The organism is Micromonospora sp. S4605 (assembly GCF_003176715.1).
Taxonomy (GTDB): Bacteria; Actinomycetota; Actinomycetes; order Mycobacteriales; family Micromonosporaceae; genus Micromonospora; species Micromonospora echinaurantiaca.
The window spans coordinates 1-17,893 of the sequence record NZ_QGSW01000292.1; the positions used below are offsets into that span (position 1 = coordinate 1).

Here is a 17,893-nt window from a genome sequence, read left to right on the forward strand (position 1 = left end):
TGGCCGGCCGAACTCGGGGCTGGGCTGCGACACCTGGTCGGCGAGCCGGCGCTGCGCCGGGCGCTGTTCGGCTACGGGCTGGGATCGCTGGTGATGGGCTTCAGCGAGTCACTGATCATCGCGAAGAGCAGCCGGTAGTCCAGCACGCCGACGAGCAGGGCGCCGGCCCCGATGGAGAGCGCCTGCGGGCCGCCGACCACCGCCTCCGCGGCCGCGGCGACCCGACCGATCAGCCCGGCCGGGGTACGCCGCTGGATGAGCGTGTGCAGCCCGACCATGGTCAGCGGCAGCGAGACCCCGGCCAGCAGCACCGCCGCGAAGCCCAACCACAGGGTCGGGTACGCCAGCGCCAGCGCCGCCGGCCCGAAGAAGGCGACCCCGGCGGCGAGCGTGCCGACCTCGCCCACCCGGCGTACCACGCCCGCCGAGAGCAGCCCGCCGAGCAGTCCGCCGATTCCCTGCACGGTGACCAGCACGCCGACGAACGCGGCGTCCCGGCCGAGCCCCCGGTCGACGTACGCGAAGATCAGTGACTCGCTGAAGCCCATCACCAGCGAGCCCAGCCCGTAGCCGAACAGCGCCCGGCGCAGCGCCGGCTCGCCGGCCAGGTGTCGCAGCCCAGCCCCGAGTTCGGCCGGCCAGCGCAGGGCCGCCGTCTGCGCCGGGCTCTCGGGCACCCGCAGCGCCCCGACCACGGCGGCCGCCACTGCGAAGCCGACCATCGCCAGCGCGGCCAGCAGCCACCCGCCGACGGCCGCGTAGAGCCCGGCGCCGGCCAGCGGGCCGATCAGCCGCAGCCCCTGCCGGACGGTCTGCAGCACACCGTTCGCCTCGGCCAGCAGGTCGGCCGGGACCAACTGCCGGATCAGCCCGCTGAGCGCCGCGCTGAGCGTGACGTAGGACAGGCCGTACAGCGCCGCGACCACGTAGATGATCCACACGTCGGTCCGGTCGCCGACCGCGAACAGCGGCGTGAGCAGCGCCGCCGTGACCAGGTTGGCCACCACGAAGAACGGCCGACGGGGATGGCGGTCGACGAACCAGCCGACCAGCGGCGCCAGGGTCATCGGCGCGATGACGGCGAAGATGGTCGCGCCGGCCAGGCCGTCCGACCCGGTCAGGTCCTTCACCCAGACGGCGAGCGCCAGCAGCAGGATCGACTCCGCGGCCATGCTGGCCAGCAGGCCGGCGAAGAGCAGTCGGAAGTCCGGTCGGCGCAGGACGGTGCGCATGGATCCCTCCGGCGGGATGGCCCGCGCCCGTGGACGCGGTCGGGGCGGCGGTGGTCGGGCCCGGCGGCGGGTCACCGACCGGCCGCACCCCTCCACGGTCCTCTTTTCTGCAAGACACGCCCTCGCCGGAACCACCGACGCCGGTCGCGCCGTCCATACTGACCGTGGGGGCCGAATTTCATACAGTTACCGTCGCGTCCGCGGCGGTCGACGGGAAAGAGGACACCGTGCCTCCTGCCTCACCCAGCCCGATCCTGCGTCGCCGCAGGTTGGGCACCGAGTTGCGCCGGCTGCGCGAGGCCGCCGGTCTCACCGGAGACCAGGTCATCGAGCGGATCGGTTGGGCCTCCGCGTCGAAGCTGTCGCGGCTGGAGAACGGGCGCAGCCGACCCGACCCGCAGGACGTGCGCGACCTGCTGGACCTCTACGGCGCGGACGAGGCGCTGCGCGAGGAGTTGCTGGGCATCACCCAGGAGGCCGGCGACATGCGAGGCTGGCTCCGATCGTTCCCGGCGATGACCCCGCAGCAGCGCGGCTTCGCCGAACTGGAGGCGGGCTGCGCGGAGATCTCCGAGTACAACCCCGTGCTGGTGCCCGGGCTGTTGCAGACGCCGGGCTACGCCCGGGTGCGGATCGCCTCGGCCCGGCAGGTCGGCGGGGACGCCGGCGACCCGGACGCCGAGGACACCGAGACCCAGGTGCAGGCCCGGCTGGCCCGCCAGAAGCTGCTCACCCGGGGCACCGACGCGCCCCGCTACACGGTGGTGCTGGAGGAGGCGGCGCTGGGCGGCCGGGCCGGGCCGCCGGAGGTGCTGCGCGAGCAGGTGATCCAGCTCTGCGAGCTGGCCATGCTGCCGAACGTCACGCTGCACGTGCTGCCGCGGGACGCGCCGATCGGCGAGTGGTACCTCCCGCCGACCGCGTTCTCCCTCTACCGGTTCGCCGATCCGCTCGATCCGGAGACCCTCGCCATCGAGGGTGGGTTCACCGACGTCATGTCCACCGAGGCAAACACCCTAAATCGCTATAAAGTGGTGTTCGAGTGGTTATGCACGGCGGCGCTCTCCGCATCGGACACCCTCTCCTGGCTGATCGAGGCGACGGGGCGGCTGACCGAGACGGCGACCCCGTCCACAGTGGCGCTCGGACCGGCAACGGCGCCGGTCCAGCGTCGCCGGCGTTCCGGGCGCCTGACCGAACGGTGATCCACGGGGGACCCAGGTCGGGACGTGCAACGACCGCTCGAGCCATCACAACGGTTCACCTCAGGAGTGGCACGATGAACGAATTCCGCAACACGCCGTCCGTCCTCGCGCAGCTGGCGGACGCCCCGTGGCGTACCAGCACGCGCAGCCAGACCTCCAACTGCGTCGAGGTCGCCCCGCTGCGGGCCGGCCCGGCCGCGGTCGCCCTGCGGGACAGCAAGGACCGCGGCGGCCCGGTGCTGCTGTTCGACCGGGCCGGCTGGCTGGGCTTCCTCGCCGGCACCAAGAACGGACAGTTCGACCTGGACTGATCCGGTGAACGGGACGGGGCCGTCGGCAGCACGCCGGCGGCCCCGTCGCCTGTCCGGCGGCCCGACCACGCCGAGGCGTCCTCCGATGATCGGACGAGGCTGCGGGCCGATCGTCGCGTACGGGTTGCTGACTCGACCACGGGGCGTAACATGGCCCGCAGAGTGACGTGGAACTTCCACCCGTTCCCATCCGTCGCGGTACATCCGGAGACCGACATGCGGTTCCTGATCGTTCGCACCGACATCCGCGCCGCCGCCGACGTGGACATCGCCGCCGCCTGGGCCGGCGGGGTCCGACTGCGGGACGAGACCACCACGCCCGAGCCGCGCCGCCAGATCGTCCACGCCGAGGATCGGGACGCCGCGTTGCTGCTGGCCCGGGCCCTGTCGACGGTCGGCGCGGTCCGCGCCGGCAGGCAACGGGTGAAGGTGCTGCCGCTCGACGCGCCGGCCCGGCCACCCCGGCCGGCCGGCCCCGGCGGCTGAGAAACGTCCGTCGTGGTCGGACCGGCTCCCCCGCCGTGTTCCTTGCCCCGCCGACCACGGCGGCCCGTGTTCCCGGCTCGTGACCGTCGCGGCAACGGCGGCCACGGGCCGGGACCGCACGGCGACCCGGTCAGCGCTCGCCGTCCACCCAGCCGTCCAACCAGCGGTGGATCAGGAACAGCGCGATCGACGACGGCGGCGGCAGGACCAACCGGGCACCGCCCACGTCCACCGTCCGCCCGGCCAGCGCCGCACCGATCTCCCGCCGGGTGAACCACCGGGCGTACGCGATCTCCGCCGGATCGAGCCGCACCGGATGCTCCGGGTCGGCGGTGGCGAGGAAGCCGAGCATCAGCGAGCCGGGGAACGGCCACGCCTGGCTGCCCACGTACGCGATGCCCTCGACCGGGACGCCGACCTCCTCGTGGACCTCACGCAGCACCGCCGCCTCGGCCGACTCCCCCGGCTCCACGTAGCCGGCCAGACAGGAGAACCGGCGCTCGCCCGGCACCCCCGGCCAGGTGGCGTTGTTGCCCAGCAGGCACCGCCCGTCCGGGCCGGGCTGCCCGTCGTGCACCAGCACGATCATCGCCGGGTCGGTACGCGGCCAGATCCGGTCGCCGTCCGGGTCGATCCGGGACCAGCCCGCCTCGTCCACCTCGGTCCGGTGGCCGCTGGCCGAGGAGTAGCGGTGCCGCAGGTGCCAGTTGACCAGTGCGAGGGCGGTGGTGAACAGCCCGGCGTCCCGGTCGCCGAGCAGGTGCCCCACCTCGCGCAGGTGCGCCGCGCGGGCGCCCGGCACCGCCGGCAGCGGGGCGTCCACCGCGAAGACCGGCACCCCGTCCGGCTCGACGCCGAGGAACATCGGCGCGGCGCCGGCGGTCGGCGGCACGTCGTCCGAGCCGAGCAGCACCAGCACCGGCGGGGTCACGTCGGCGCGGACCAGCGCCCGCCCCTCGTTCGTCGAGTCGAGCACCAGCACCCGGGCCTGCGACCAGGCCCGCGCCAGCCACTCCGGGTCGGCACGCCGGTGCGCCGCCCGGTCCAGCGTGGAGCGGGCCAGCGGGGGCGTCGCCTCCCCACTCACGCCGGCACTCCGCCGTGCCTCGTGCCGCCACGAGGCACCACCGCGCCGAGTCCGACGATTCGCTCGCTCATGCCCCCACCGGCTGGACCTCGACCGGGGCCAGCGCGGCCAGCGCGGGCCCGATCCGCTCGGCGTCGCCCAGCACCACGGTGACCGCCCCGGCCGGGGCGAGGTAGCGGGCGGCGGCCGCGGCGACATCGTCCGCGGTCGCCTTCGCCAGCCGGGCGGCGTGCTCGGCGAGGAACTCCAGGCGCAGCCCGTTGCCGGCGTACGCGCTGGTCAGCGAGGCAAGGCCGGCCTGGGTGGCCATGCCGAGCTGGAGCGTGCCCAGGGCGTACCGGCGGGCCTGCTCCAGCTCGTCCGGCTTCGGCGGCAGCGAGGCCAGCCGGCCCAGCTCGTACGTCGTCTCCAGCAGTGCCGGCCCGGTCACCTCGGTGGCCACCTCGGCGGCGGCGACCAGCACCGAACCGGCCACCGAGTGCTCGACCAGCGAGTGCGGCCCGTACGTGTAGCCCTTGTCCTCGCGGATGTTCTCCACCCAGCGGGACGAGAAGTAGCCACCGAAGACCAGGTTGGCCAGTTGCAGCGCGGCGTGGTCGGGGTGGGTGCGCGGCACCGCCGGCAGCGCCACCCGCAGCGACGACTGCACCGAGCCGGGCCGGTCGACCAGCAGCAGCGGACCCGGCTCCAGCGGCGGGGCGGGCGGCAGGTCGGCGGTGTGGCCGGCCCCGTTCCACCCGGACAGCGCCTTCTCGGCCGCGTCCAGGGCCCGCTCCGGCTGCACGTCGCCGACCAGCACCAGCACCGCGTCGGCCGGGTGCACCCGCTGCGCGTGCAGGGTACGCAGCACGCCCGGCCGGACCGCCCGGACCTGCTCCGGCTCCGGGGTCTGCACCGCGTACGGGTGCCGGCCGTAGATCCGCTTGAGCAGCGCCGTGCGGGCCAGGTGCGCCGGCTGGCTCTGCGCCACCTGGATCCGGTCGACCAGCCGGTCCCGCTCGGTGGCGACCTCCCCGCTCGGGTAGCTCGCCCCGGTCAGCACCTCGCCGAGCAGCTCCAGCATCCGGTCCAGCCCGGTGACCAGGCTGGCGCCGGAGAGCATCAGCCGGTCCGGGTCGATGCCGGCGGACAGCCCGCCGCCGACCTTCTGCAACTCGGCGGCGAGCTGCACGCTGGTCATCGTCTCGGTGCCGGAGAGCAGGGTCTGCGCGAGCATCGCGCCGCGGGCCAGGGGTGCGCGGCCGAACGGCATCCAGAGCCGCAGCTCGACCAGGGGCACCGCGGACCGGCGTACCGCGATCACGGTGAGGCCGTTGCCGAGCGTCCGCTCGGCCTGGCGGGGCAGCTTCAGCTTGCGGTGCGGACCGAGCGGCGGCAGGGCCCGCGGCCCGGTCGCCGCCACCTCGCCGTCCGCCCGCGACCGCGGGGCCCGCGCGGCCGCCTTGCTCTTCGCGCTCACCGGGGCCCACCTTTCGTTCGCGACTGCGGGGCTCGCAACCCCGGCTCACTCCTCGCGCTCACCGGGGCCCACCTTTCGTTCGCGACTGCGGGGCTCGCAACCCCGGCTCACTCCTCGCGCTCACCGGGCACCTCCGGGGATGACCTCGACGGACGCACGGCGCTCCGGCCGCAGGGTGGCGGCGGCGGCCCGGACCTGCTCCTCGGTGACCTCGCCGACCAGCCGGGGCAGTTCGTTGAGCAGGCCCGGTTCGCCGCGCTGCTGTTCCAGCACGGCCATCCGCAGCGCCCGGGTGAGCACCGCGTCGGTGTCGCGCAGCAGGTGGGTGGCCATCCTGGCCTGGGTGCGGCCCAGCTCGCCGTCGGCCAGCCCGTCGGTGGCCAGCCGGTCCAGCTCCTCGTCGACGGTGCGCAACACCTTGTCCACGTCGCTGCCGGGTGGCAGGTGCGCCTGGAGCAGCAGCGCCGTCGGGTCCCGCACGTCGAACGGGTCGCCCATGAACCCGAGGTAGCCACCGACGCTGGTGACCGTCCGGTCCCGCAGCACCAGCCGCTCGACCAGCCGGGACGCGTCGCCGTCGGTGAGCACCTCGGCGAGCACCACGTAGGGCAGGTAGCCGGCGAAGTCGGCGAGCGGGTCGGGCACCCGCCAGGCCGAGGCCACCGCCGGCAGCGGGGCCAGCTTGTCGGTGTACGCGGTGCGCCGCTCGACGGTCAGGTCCGGCTCGGCGAAGTCCGGCCGCTCGGGCGCGGGCCGGGCCGGCACGTCCCCGAAGTGCCGGCCGATCAGCTCGGTCGCCTCGGCCACGTCGATGTCGCCGCTGACCGCGAGCACCGCGTTGCCGCTGGCGTAGTAGCGGCGGAAGAAGTCGGCGGCGTCGGCGACGGTGGCCGACTCCAGGTCGACGAAGGAGCCGTAGCCGTCGTGCGCGTTCGGGAAGGTGTCGAACATGACCGGCGGCAGGGTCAGCCAGGGAAACCCGCCGTACGGGCGGTTGAGCACGTTGACCCGGATCTCCTCCTTGACCACGTCGACCTGGTTGCGCAGGTTCTCCTCGGTCAGCCGGGGGCCGCGCATCCGGTCGGCCTCCAGGAAGAGCGCCCGCTCCAGCGCGTTGCTCGGCAGGGTCTCGAAGTAATCGGTGTAGTCCAGGTGGGTGGAGCCGTTGAAGGTGCCGCCCGCACCCTGCACGTGCCGGAAGTGGGCCAGCTTCTCCAGGTTCTCCGAGCCCTGGAACATCAGGTGCTCGAAGAGGTGGGCGAAGCCGGTGCGGCCCTCCGGCTCGGAACGGATGCCGACGTCGTAGACGACCGCGACGCCGATCACCGGTGCGCTGCGGTCCGGGGTGAGCACCACCCGCAGGCCGTTGTCGAGGCTGAACCGTTCGGCCGGGTACTTGGTGACTGGGATTCTCGCTCTCCGCGTCGGCACGTGATCGACTCTAACGCGTCGGCACCGCGGTGCCGGTGACCTCCGCCGAGCCGGGGCCGGGCGGCGGCGCCGGTCGGCGTGGCCGGGCCGGTGCCCCGCCGACCCGACCACGCCTCGCACCCCGCGACCGGGCCCGCCCCTCCGCGGGCACCGGTCCGGCCGGGGTACGACGACCGCGGCTCAGCCGGCGGTCGGGTCGATCCGCCCGGACGGGCCGGGCTCGTCCACCGCGCCGGCCGGGCTGTGCAGCTCCACCGGGCCGGCCGGGGCGGCCCCGCCCGGCGTGGCGTGCCAGGGCGTGAAGACAGCCACCATGGCGAGCAGCAGCCCGGCGGCGGCGACAGCGACCACGAACAGCAGCTCGCGCAACGCCGTCGTGCCGGTGTCGCCCGCCATGGTCACCCCTTCCCCGTCGAGCCGATCGGCCCGGCCGTTCCCCCCGCCGTCAGCCTCGACCACGGACCGGACCGGCACAGTCGGCCACCCGACCCAGCCGGCGCTGATTGCCGACTCAGCAGCAGGCGACCAGCGCCGCTCCGGGCCGAGGCCAGCAGGGTGACGGTGACCGACCCGTCGGCCGGCGTCAGGAGGCGCGGGGGCGGCGCGGGCGGCGCGGCCGACCGGAGGCGCGGTGCGGAGTGCGACCGGCCGTGCCGCTGGCGCCGGTGGCGCGGGCGGCCGGGGCCGGCGGGGCGGCGATGGTCACCGGTACGCCGGACGGCTCGCGGGCACCGGTCGTTCGGACCAGCGCCGGGTCGCCGGGGCGGACCTGCGCCGAGTGCGGCCGGATGCCGGCGGCCGCCATCAGCCGCGAGACGTCCCGGCGCTGCTCGGGCAGGACCAGCGTGACCACCGTGCCGGACTCGCCGGCCCGGGCGGTCCGCCCACCCCGGTGCAGGTAGTCCTTCGCCTCGGTCGGCGGGTCCACGTTGACCACCAGGTCCAGCCCGTCGACGTGGATGCCGCGGGCCGCGACGTCGGTGGCGACCAGCGCGCTCACCTGCCCGGTGCGGAACTGTTCCAGGATCCGGGTGCGCTGCGGCTGCGACTTCCCGCCGTGCAGCGCCGCGGCGCGGACCCCCTTGGCCAGCAACTGCCGGGCCAACCGGTCGGCGCGGTGCTTGGTGCCCATGAACAGGATCGTGCGGCCCTCGCGGGCGGCGATCTGGGCCAGCGTGGCGGGCTTGTCCACCGCGTCGACGTGCAGCAGGTGGTGGGTCATCGCGGTCACCGTGGCGGTGCCCGGGTCGACCGAGTGGGTGACCGGGTCGCTGAGGAACCGGCGGACCAGGCGGTCCACGCCACCGTCCAGGGTGGCGGAGAAGAGCATCCGCTGCCCCGCCGGGGCGACCTGCTCCAGCAGCTTGGTGACCTGCGGCAGGAAGCCCATGTCGGCCATCTGGTCGGCCTCGTCCAGCACGGTGGTGGCGACCTGGTCGAGCCGGACGTCACCGCGGTTGATCAGGTCGTGCAGCCGGCCGGGGGTGGCCACGACCAGCTCGGCGCCGGCGCGCAGCGCGTCCGCCTGGCGCTGCAGCGACAGGCCGCCGACCACGGTGGCGCAACGCACCCCGACGGCCCGGGCGTACGGGGCGAGTGCGGTGCTGACCTGCTGGGCCAGCTCCCGGGTCGGCACCAGCACCAGCGCCAGCGGGCGACCCGGCCGGGCCCGGTCGCCGGCGGTGCGGTGCAGCAGCGGGAGCCCGAAGGCGAGGGTCTTGCCGGAGCCGGTGCGGCCCCGGCCGAGCACGTCCCGGCCGGCGAGCGAGTCGGGCAGGGTGGCCGCCTGGATCGGGAACGGTTCGGTGATGCCCTGCGCGGTCAGCGTGGCGAGCAGGGCCGGCGCCAGGCCGGTGCCGGCGAAGGAGGGTACGACGGTGGTCAACGGGAAGCCTTCCTCAGGGCGGCACGTGTCGAGGAAGGCGCCGGAGGCGGCGCTGTCACCGGCGGAGCCAGGCCGCGGTGGTCACAAGCACGAACCGAGGGGGTACGGGGCCGGCCCGCCGCGAAGTGGGCGGGCCGGCCACCGTCACCGCGCCCGGAGGGCGCGGCGGAGGTGCCTAACTACGGGTGTGCCGCAGATCAGAGCGGGCGGATGTTCTCCGCCTGCGGGCCCTTCTGGCCCTGGGTGATCTCGAACTCGACCCGCTGGTTCTCGTCCAGGCTCCGGTAGCCGGAGGACTGGATCGCCGAGAAGTGGGCGAAGACGTCGGCGCCGCCGCCGTCCGGGGTGATGAAACCGAAGCCCTTGTCAGCGTTGAACCACTTGACGGTGCCAATAGCCATGCTTGTCTCGTCTCCTTGACGGAACGTCGAACCCGCACCTGTTGCGGGCTCGAAAGGAGCGATCCACGCGGAGTGCGTGGCTCGCCTGTCGCTGCTGGTCGCCCCGCCCGGAGAACTCCGGACACAACAAAGAGCGCCTGGGGCCACAATCCGCCAGGCGCACACAGAGTCTCTGGTAACCAAAACTGCAACGCACCGAATCTATCACGGCCGGCGGGCGTTGTCGCCTGGAACTTCCGGCACCGCGGCGATCAGCGCGGTCAGCCCCTCGGCGTCGAGCAGGTCCGCCGGGCGCACGGTCACCCCGTCCCGGACGTAGTGGAACGCCGCGCCGACCCGCTCCACCGGCACGCCCGCCAGCTCCGCCCAGGCCAGCCGGTAGACCGCCAGCTGCACCGCGGCGACGTCGGCAGCGGCCCCGGTGGGCTGGCCACCGGTCTTCCAGTCGACGACGTCGAACCGCCCGCCGGGCCGGGCGAAGACCGCGTCCATCCGGCCCCGCACCACCACCCCGGCGATCACCGTGGCGAACGGCACCTCCACCTCGACCGGCACCCGGTCAGCCCACTCGCTGGCCAGGAAGCGCTCCTGGAGTTCGGCGAGCGCCTCGTCGGGCGCCGCGTCCGCGTCCGCCGCACCGGGCAGCTCGTCCACGTCGAGCAGCCGGTCGGCCCCGAACCGCTGCTCCAGCCAGGCGTGGAAGGCGGTGCCCCGGCGGGCGTACGGGTTGGGCTCGGTGGGCAGCGGGCGGCGCAGCGTCCGGGCGAGCGCGGCCGGATCGCGGCGCAGCGCCACCAGCTGGGTCACCGAGAGGTGCCCCGGCAGCCCCACCTCGATCGCCCCGGCCTGCCGGGTCAGCTCGGCCCGCTCGGCGAGCAGCAGGTCGGCCTCCTGCCGCCAGCGCGTCACCTCCGGGTCGTCGGCCAGCGGATCGCCGTCCGCGGCGTCGCCGTCGCCGGTGGCGAGGAACCGGCGGACCAGCGTCGCCGCCTCGGCCAGCGCCGGCCGGCGGGCGCCCAGCGGATCGGCCGGCCACTCGGCCCGCAGCACCACCTCGGCGGTCGGGTTGGTCGCGTCCGGCGGGGGCTCCGGCGCCCACTCGTCGACCAGGTGCCCCGCGCCGCCGTCCAGGCAGGCGTCGTGCACCTCGCGGAGCAGCACCGACGGGCCGCGCGGCCGCTTGGTGCCCTCCCCCCACCAGTAGCCGGAGCAGAGCAGCAGCCGGCGCGGCCGGGTCACCGCCACGTACGCCAGCCGCCGCTCCTCCCGCTCGTCGTGCGCCCGCCAGGCGTCGGTGAAGTCCTCCAGCGCCCGGGCCACCCCGCGCTGGTCCTCCGCCCCGGCCAGACCCAGCTCGGGCAGGCCGTCGGCGTCGCCGCGCAGCGGGAAGGGCAGCACGCCGAGCCCACCGAGCCAGTGGTCGGAGTTGCGCACCGGCCCCGGCCACACGCCCCGGCACAGCCCGGCCACCGCCACCACGTCCCACTCCAGGCCCTTGGCGGCGTGCGCGGTGAGGATCTGCACCGCCCCCTCGACCACCTCCACCTCGCCCGGGGTGAGGCCGCGCTCCTCGTCCTCGGCGGCGGCCAGGTAGGCGAGGAAGGCCGACAGGGTGGCGCCCGGGGTCTCCCCGCTGAACCGGGCGGCCACGTCGCCGAGCGCGTCCAGGTGGCCCCGGGCCAGGCCGGCGTCGCCGGCGCCGTCCCGGCCGGCCCGGACCGCGACCTCCACGTCCAGGCCGATGGTCCGCTCGATGTCGGCGATCAGATCCGGCAGCGACTGGTCCAGCCGGTAGCGGAGCAGGCCCAGTTCCCGGGCGTACGCGCGCAGCCGCGCGTAACCCTCGGCCGAGTACGCCTGCGCCGGGCCGAGGTCGGCCAGCGCCTCCACCAGGGTCGCCTCGTCGAGCACGTCGGGGGTGATCTCCGGGGTGCCGTCGTCGGCCAGTTGCCGGCGGGCCGTGGCGATCGCCCGCGCCCGGCGGTGCAGCGCCACCAGGTCGCGCGGCCCGATCCGCCAGCGGGCCCCGGTGAGCAGCCGCAGCAGCGCCGCCCCGTCGGTCGGGTCGGCCAGCACCCGCAGGGTGCAGACCACGTCCCGCACCTCCGGGGTGTCCAGCAGGCCACCCAGCCCGACCACCTCCACCGGCAGGCCGCGGGCACGCAGCGCCGACTCGATCGCCGGGATCTGGCTGCGCAGCCGGACCAGCACCGCCGTCGTCGGCCGCTGTGGCACCGGGATGTGCTCGGGCAGCGCGCCGGGGGTGCCGGCCGCGCCACGCCAGGCGTTCAGCACGCTGTCGGCGATCCACTTCGCCTCGTCGGCGTACGTCGGGAGCAGCGCGCAGTGCACCGTGCCGCCGGCGGCGCCGTGGGCGCTGCGGTGCGGCACCGGGTCCTTGACGCTCAGCGCCGCGCGCAGCTCCGGCACCCGGGCGCCGGCGGCCCGCAGCGGGGTGGCCAGCGCGTTGGCCACGCCGAGGATCTCCGGACGGTTGCGCCAGCTGGTGGTGAGGCTGAGCACCTCGGCCGGGGCGCCGTCGGCGCGGGCGAACTCGGTCGGGAAGCGGTCCAGGGTGCCGGCGGACGCCCCGCGCCAGCCGTAGATGGACTGGCACGGGTCACCGACCGCGGTCACCGGGTGCCCGCCGCCGAAGAGCGCGTTGAGCAGCACCACCTGGGCGTGGCTGGTGTCCTGGTACTCGTCGAGCAGCACCACCCGGAAGCGGTCCCGCTCGATCTCGCCGACGCCGGGGTGGTCGCGCGCCACCCGGGCCGCCCGGGCCAGCTGGTCGGCGAAGTCCATCGCCTCGAAGTCCTCCTTGCGCCGGGCGTACGCGCGCACCAGCGGGAGCAGCTTCAGCCGGGTCTGCGCGAGGGCGAGCGCCTTGCGCACGTCGGCGTAGACCCGGCCGGGACGGGCCTGCACCTCGGCGAAGAAACGGCCGGTCCAGGCGGCCAGGTCGTCCGGGTCGACGAGGTGCTCGTCCAGCTCGCCGGCGAGCGCCAGCACCGCGTCGGTGATGGTGCTCGGCATCCGGTCCACCTCGGACATGTCGCCGTCGTAGTTGCGCACGAGCAGGTCGACCAGCTGCCAGCGGGACGCCTCGGTGAGCAGCCGGGTGGACGGCTCGTAGCCGGCCCGCAGGCCGTGCTCGGTGACGATCCGCCCGGCGTACGAGTGGTAGGTGGAGACGGTCGGCTCCCCGGCCAGCGGGTCGTCGAGCGGGTCGCGCCCCTGCCGGCCGAGCCGGCGCACCAGCTGGTCCAGCCGGGTACGCACCCGGTGCGCCAGCTCGCCCGCCGCCTTACGGGTGAAGGTGAGCCCGAGCACCTGCTCCGGCCGCACGTACGCGTTGGCCACCAGCCAGACCACCCGGGCGGCCATCGTCTCGGTCTTGCCCGACCCGGCGCCGGCGACCACCAGCAGCGGCTCCACCGGGGCAGCGATGATCGCCGCCTGCTCCCGGGTCGGGGCCGGCAGCCGCAGCAGCTTCGCCAGCTCGATCGGGGTGTACCGGGGGCCGGCGTCGGCCACCCGCGGCGCCGGGGTCGCGGCGCCGAAGAGCGTCGGCTGGGTCACGGTGCCACCTCAGCGCGCAAGCTCACTCCTCGCGGACGGTGGGCGGCTCGACCACCTGGCGGCCCTGCCCGGAGACCGGGCAGCTCGTCCGCACCGGGCAGACCCGGCACTTGGAGTTGGCGACCGCGGCGAAGGTGGCGGCGGCCATCGTATCTGCGGTGCGCCGGACCAGCGCGGTCGCCCAGCCCGCCTCCGGACCCTCCCCGGCCGGCGGCTGGCTCTGCTCCTTCGCGTCCTTCGCCCCGGTGCCGAGCTGCACCAGGGCCGCCCCGCCGGACTCCTCGCCGAACTCGGCGAACGCCCCCGCCTCCACCGCCGCCTGGTACGCGCCCAGCTGCGGGTGCTCGGCCAGGTCGGCGGCGGTCACCGCGGTGGACTTGCCGGTCTTCAGGTCGACCACCACCAGCCGGCCGTCCGCGTCCACCTCCAGCCGGTCCACCCGGCCGGTGAGCTGGACCGGGCGGTGCGGGTCGTCGAGGCGTACCGCGAACTCGTGCTCGATGGCGAGCAGCCGGCGCGGGTTGGCGGCCAGCCAGCGCAGCAGCTTGTCCACCATCGCCTCGGCCCGGGCCCGCTCCGGGCCGGCCATCCAGCGGGCGGCCAGCTCGATCGCGTCGAACCGGGCGGCCACGTAGTCGAGCAGGGCGCCCCGGTCGGCACTGGCGTCCTCGGCCAGCATGGCGGCGGCGTGCACCAGGTTGCCCACGCCCTGGGCGGCGCTGGCCGGGGCGCTGCCACCGTGCCGTTCGAGCAGCCAGCGCAGGCTGCACCGGAGCGCGCTCTCCATCGCCGACGGGGTGACCCGGACCGGCTCCCCGTCGTCCACCAGCGGCCGGTCGTCGGAGAGCGGGCGCAGCCCCCACCAGTCGTCGGGGTGCGCGCCGGACACCCCGGCGGCGGCCAGCCGGGCCAGCTCGGCCGCGGCGGCCCGCCGGCGGGCGTACGGCAGGTCGGGGTCGCTGACCGCGGTCCGCAGCTCCGCCACCAGCGCCGGCAGGGTCAGCGCCCGCGGCGGCCGGCTCACCGGCAGGGTGCGCGGCCGGTCCTCGCCCGCGTCGCCGGTGGACCGTCCCGGCCTGGGCGCGTCGTCGTCCGGGCCGCCGTCGTCGGGCGTCGGGGCGGGGCCGTCCGTCGGGTGACCGCCGTCGGGCGGGTCGGTGGGGCCGAGTTCGTAGAGGAAGCGGCTCGGCTGCTCCTCGTGGTCGTCACCGCCGACGGCGGCCGAGGCCACCGCGCTGACCAGCAGCCGACGCCGGGCCCGGGTCACCGCGACGTGGAACAGCCGGCGTTCCTCGTCCAGCAGCGCCGAGGTCTGCCCGACCAGGGTGGCCACGCTGCCCCCGCCCGCCCGGCCGGCGAGCACGTCGACCAGCCGTTCCGAGCCGAGCAGGCTGCCGCGCAGCCGCAGGTCGGGCCAGACCCCCTCCTGCACCCCGGCCACCGCGACCAGGTCCCACTCCAGCCCCTTCGCCGCGTGCGCGGTGAGCAGCCGGACCGCGTCGCCCCGGTCGGCGGTCGGCGCCAGGGTGTCGGCGGGCAGGTCCTGACCGAGGACGTGGTCGAGGAAGACCTCGGTTCGCGCGCCGGGCAGCCGGTCGGTGAAGCGGGCGGCGGCGTCGAAGAGCACCATCACCGCGTCCAGGTCGCGGTCGGCCGCCTCGGCCCGGCGCCGGCGCGCCACGTCGCCCTCGCCGGGAGCCGCCGCGCCCCGGCCGATCGCGGACGACCAGAGCTCGGCCAGCCCGCTGGCCCGCCAGACCGCCCAGAGCACCTCCTCGGCGGTCGCCCCGGGCCGGGCCGCCGCCTCCCGGGCGACGGCGAGCAGGCCGGCCACGGTCTGCGCCGGTTCCGCCCAGCGGCGCTCGATCCCGGCCAGCTCGGCCGGGTCGCGCAGCGCCTCGACGATCAGCTCACCGGACGGGCGGCGGTCACCGGCGGCCAGCGCGAGCGCCCGCAGCCCCTGTCGCAGCCGCCGCTCGGCGAGCGGGTCGGCGCCGCCCAGCGGCGAGTGCAGCAGCGCGACCGCGGCCTCCTCGTCGAGCCGCTCCGGCTCCAGCGCGCAGCGCAGCAGGAGCAGCAGCGGCGCCACCGCCGGTTGCAGGTGCAGCGGCAGGTCCTCACCGTGCACCACGGTCGGCACCCCGGCGGCGTGCAGCGCCCGTTGCAGCGAGGGCAGCTGCCGCGCGGTGGAGCGCACCAGCACCGCCATCTCCGACCACGGCACCCCGTCGAGCAGGTGCGCCGCCCGCAGCGCGTGGGCCAGCCAGGCCGCCTCGCTGGTCGCCGAGCGGAAGGTGTGCACCTCGACCGAGCCGGGGGCCGCGTCGGGCAGCGGGCGCAGCCGGCGGTGCATCACCGGGCCACGCAACCGCCGGGCCAGCCGGGCGGACGCGGACAGCAGCCGGGGCCCGGCCCGGTAGGAGGTGGACAGCACCACCTGCGCGGCGGGCGCGCCGGAGGCGGTGCGGAACCGGTGCGGGAAGGTGGTCACCCCGGCCGGGTCGGCGCCCCGGAAGGCGTACGTGGAGGAATCCGGGTCGGCGAAGGCGACCAGCGGCTTGCCGCCCCCGGCCACCGCCGCGAGCAGGTCGAGCTGGGCCGGGTCGGTGTCGGCCAGCTCGTCGACGTAGACGTACGCCAGCCGGCGCCGCTCGGCCGCGAGCAGCTCCTCGTCGTCGAGCAGCATGCCGGTGGCGGCCCGGACCAGCTCGGCGGGGTCGTACGCGATGGAACCGCGGTTGCTGACGTCGCGCAGCGCGAGCACCGCGACGTACTCGCGCAGGAATCGGGCGGCGGCCGGCCAGTCGGCGCGGCCGAGCTTCTCGCCGAGCCGGGCCAGCTCGACCGGCCCGACCCCGCGCTCGGCGGCCCGCATGAGCAGGTCGCGCAGCTGGGCGGCGAAGGCCCGGGTACGCAGCGCCGGTCGCAGGTCCGCCGGCCAGCCGACCGGGTCGTCGTCCGGCTCCTCGCCGACCACGTCCAGCAGCTCACGGATGATCAGATCCTGTTCCGGACCGGTGAGCAGCCGGGGTGAGGGCTCGCCCCGCTCGGCCGCTGCCCGGCGGAGCAGGCCGAAGGCGTACGCCGGGAAGGTGCGGACCAGCGGCTCACGGAGCACCCGGGGCCCGGCCCGGGCGACCCGGGCCTCGATCCGGTGCCGCAGGTCGGTGGCGCCGCGCCGACCGAAGGTGAGCACCAGGACGCGTTCCGGGTCGACGCCCTCGGCCACCCGGGCGGCGACCGCCTCGACCAGGGTGCTGGTCTTGCCGGTGCCCGGGCCGCCGAGCACCAGCATCGGGCCGTCGGTGTGCCCGACGACCTCCGCCTGCACCGGGTCGCCGCGCCGCGGCACGAGCTGCTCGGCCGGCCGCCCGGTCGACCCGAGCTCCTCCGTCGGCCGGTCAGGCCGACGCACCAACCGGTACGCCTGCATCCGCCCATCCCACCACGCCGGTACGACACCCCATCTCCGACACTCCACCTGGTGAGCTGGCGTCGCTGCGTGCTCGGCGCTCGTCGCGCTGCGCGGCCCGGTGGCCCCGGCGCCGGCCCGGCTCCGCGCGCCCGGCTGGCACGGCGGGCGTGGTGCCTCAGGTGAGGCGGGCTTCGAGGGCGTCGAGGGCGGCGGGGACGGTGTCGACCACGGTGAGCAGGCCGAGGCCGGCGGGCTTGAGGAAGGTCGCGTCGGCGAGCGTGCCCAGCCAGTCGAGCAGCGGCCGGTAGAAGCCGTCCGTGTCGACCAGCACCATCGGCTTGGCGTGCAGGGCCAGGGTGGCGGTGGTCCAGACCTCGAAGAGTTCGTCGAGCGTGCCGAGACCGCCCGGCAGGGTGAGGAACGCGTCCGACTTCTCGATCATGAGGTTCTTCCGGCTGGCCATCGAGTCGGTCACCAGCAACTCGTCCGAGGCCAGGTCGGCGACCTCCAGGTCGACCAGCGCCTGCGGGATGACCCCGAGGGTCGGGCCGCCGGCCGTCCGCGCCCCGTCGGCCACCGCGCCCATCATGCCGACGCACCCGCCGCCGCTGACCAGGGTGTGCCCGCGCCGGGCGATCTCCGCGCCGGTCTCGGCCGCCAGGTCCAGCCAGCGCCGGTCGAGGGTACGGGAGGACGCGCAGAACACGCAGATCGCGGCCACGGTCAGCCCGCACCTTCCCCGTCGCCCGCCGGGCGGGCCGGACCGGCCGGCCGCTCGCCCGAGCGGTCCCCACCGACGCCGGCGATCCGGCCGGACCGGTCACCGGCAGCCCCGCCACCGACCGGCGCGGCCGGGCCACCGCCGGCCGACGGACCGCCGCTGGTCGCCTCCCCCGCCACCCGCTGGTCGGCCGCGGTCCGGGCGACCGCCTCCTCGCGGACCGCCTCCTGCTCCGCGGAGAGGGTGGCCTCGGCCTCCACGATGTGCCGGACCGCCGCGTCGACGTCGTCGGTCACGCACATCAGTTCCAGGTCGACCGGCCCGATCTTGCCGCCGGCCGCCATCGTGTCGCGCAGCCAGTCGAGCAGCCCGCGCCAGTAGTCCGCGCCCATCAGCACCACCGGGAACCGGGTGACCTTGCCGGTCTGCACCAAAGTCAGCGCCTCGAACAGCTCGTCCATGGTGCCGAAACCGCCGGGCAGCACCACGAACGCCTGGGCGTACTTGACGAACATGGTCTTGCGGGCGAAGAAGTAGCGGAAGTCGATGGCCAGGTCGACCCAGTCGTTGAGGCCCTGCTCGAACGGCAGCTCGATGCCGAGCCCGACGGAGAGCCCGCCCGCCTCGCTGGCGCCCCGGTTGGCCGCCTCCATCACCCCCGGCCCGCCACCGGTGATC

General features: G+C 75.8%; 12 protein-coding genes and 2 pseudogenes. 3 read left to right on the plus strand and 11 right to left on the minus strand.

Annotated features, from left to right (window positions below):
• Positions 1–110: 110 nt before the first annotated feature.
• Positions 111–1,367, minus strand: a pseudogene (locus tag DLJ47_RS26220) (MFS transporter); the annotation flags it as partial.
• Between the two features lie 92 nt (positions 1,368–1,459).
• Between DLJ47_RS26220 and DLJ47_RS26225 the strand changes: the two are divergent.
• The 3 genes from DLJ47_RS26225 (at position 1,460) to DLJ47_RS26235 (ending at position 3,234) form a co-directional block, all read left to right on the plus strand.
• Positions 1,460–2,437, plus strand: coding sequence for a helix-turn-helix domain-containing protein (locus DLJ47_RS26225; protein WP_109903784.1), 978 nt, complete (start codon positions 1,460–1,462; stop codon positions 2,435–2,437).
• 74 nt (positions 2,438–2,511) lie between these two features.
• A complete protein-coding gene (locus tag DLJ47_RS26230; RefSeq protein ID WP_109903786.1) occupies positions 2,512–2,748 on the plus strand; it encodes a DUF397 domain-containing protein in 237 nt (78 codons plus the stop codon).
• Positions 2,749–2,964: 216 nt separating this feature from the next.
• A complete protein-coding gene (locus DLJ47_RS26235; RefSeq protein ID WP_109903788.1) occupies positions 2,965–3,234 on the plus strand; it encodes a hypothetical protein in 270 nt (89 codons plus the stop codon).
• Positions 3,235–3,364: 130 nt separating this feature from the next.
• On the opposite strand, the gene nudC is transcribed toward DLJ47_RS26235, so the two are convergent.
• From nudC to DLJ47_RS26285, 10 genes and pseudogenes are all read right to left on the minus strand, one after another.
• Positions 3,365–4,321 (minus strand): NAD(+) diphosphatase, encoded by a 957-nt coding sequence (nudC, locus tag DLJ47_RS26240; RefSeq protein ID WP_109903790.1) that lies wholly within the window; start codon positions 4,319–4,321, stop codon positions 3,365–3,367.
• A 67-nt stretch (positions 4,322–4,388) separates the two neighbouring features.
• Entirely contained in the window at positions 4,389–5,723 is a 1,335-nt protein-coding gene (locus DLJ47_RS26245; protein ID WP_109903802.1) for a M16 family metallopeptidase, read from the minus strand.
• Positions 5,724–5,900: 177 nt separating this feature from the next.
• On the minus strand, positions 5,901–7,211 hold the full coding sequence (locus DLJ47_RS26250; protein WP_109903792.1) for a M16 family metallopeptidase: 1,311 nt from the start codon (positions 7,209–7,211) through the stop codon (positions 5,901–5,903).
• A gap of 180 nt (positions 7,212–7,391) precedes the next feature.
• Positions 7,392–7,607, minus strand: a complete 216-nt coding sequence (locus DLJ47_RS26255; RefSeq protein WP_109903804.1) for a hypothetical protein — start codon at positions 7,605–7,607, stop codon at positions 7,392–7,394.
• A gap of 187 nt (positions 7,608–7,794) precedes the next feature.
• Positions 7,795–9,096, minus strand: a complete 1,302-nt coding sequence (locus DLJ47_RS26260; RefSeq protein ID WP_109903794.1) for a DEAD/DEAH box helicase — start codon at positions 9,094–9,096, stop codon at positions 7,795–7,797.
• A gap of 197 nt (positions 9,097–9,293) precedes the next feature.
• Positions 9,294–9,497, minus strand: a complete 204-nt coding sequence (locus DLJ47_RS26265) for a cold-shock protein (protein ID WP_007072850.1) — start codon at positions 9,495–9,497, stop codon at positions 9,294–9,296.
• A 204-nt stretch (positions 9,498–9,701) separates the two neighbouring features.
• Positions 9,702–13,079: an ATP-dependent helicase gene (locus tag DLJ47_RS26270; protein ID WP_109903796.1), complete on the minus strand. Its 3,378-nt coding sequence runs from the start codon at positions 13,077–13,079 to the stop codon at positions 9,702–9,704.
• A 22-nt stretch (positions 13,080–13,101) separates the two neighbouring features.
• Entirely contained in the window at positions 13,102–16,512 is a 3,411-nt protein-coding gene (locus tag DLJ47_RS26275; protein WP_109903798.1) for an ATP-dependent helicase, read from the minus strand.
• Positions 16,513–16,669: 157 nt separating this feature from the next.
• Positions 16,670–17,215, minus strand: a complete 546-nt coding sequence (locus DLJ47_RS26280; protein ID WP_109903800.1) for an LOG family protein — start codon at positions 17,213–17,215, stop codon at positions 16,670–16,672.
• Positions 17,216–17,367: 152 nt separating this feature from the next.
• Positions 17,368–17,893 (minus strand): annotated as a pseudogene (locus DLJ47_RS26285) (LOG family protein); the annotation flags it as partial.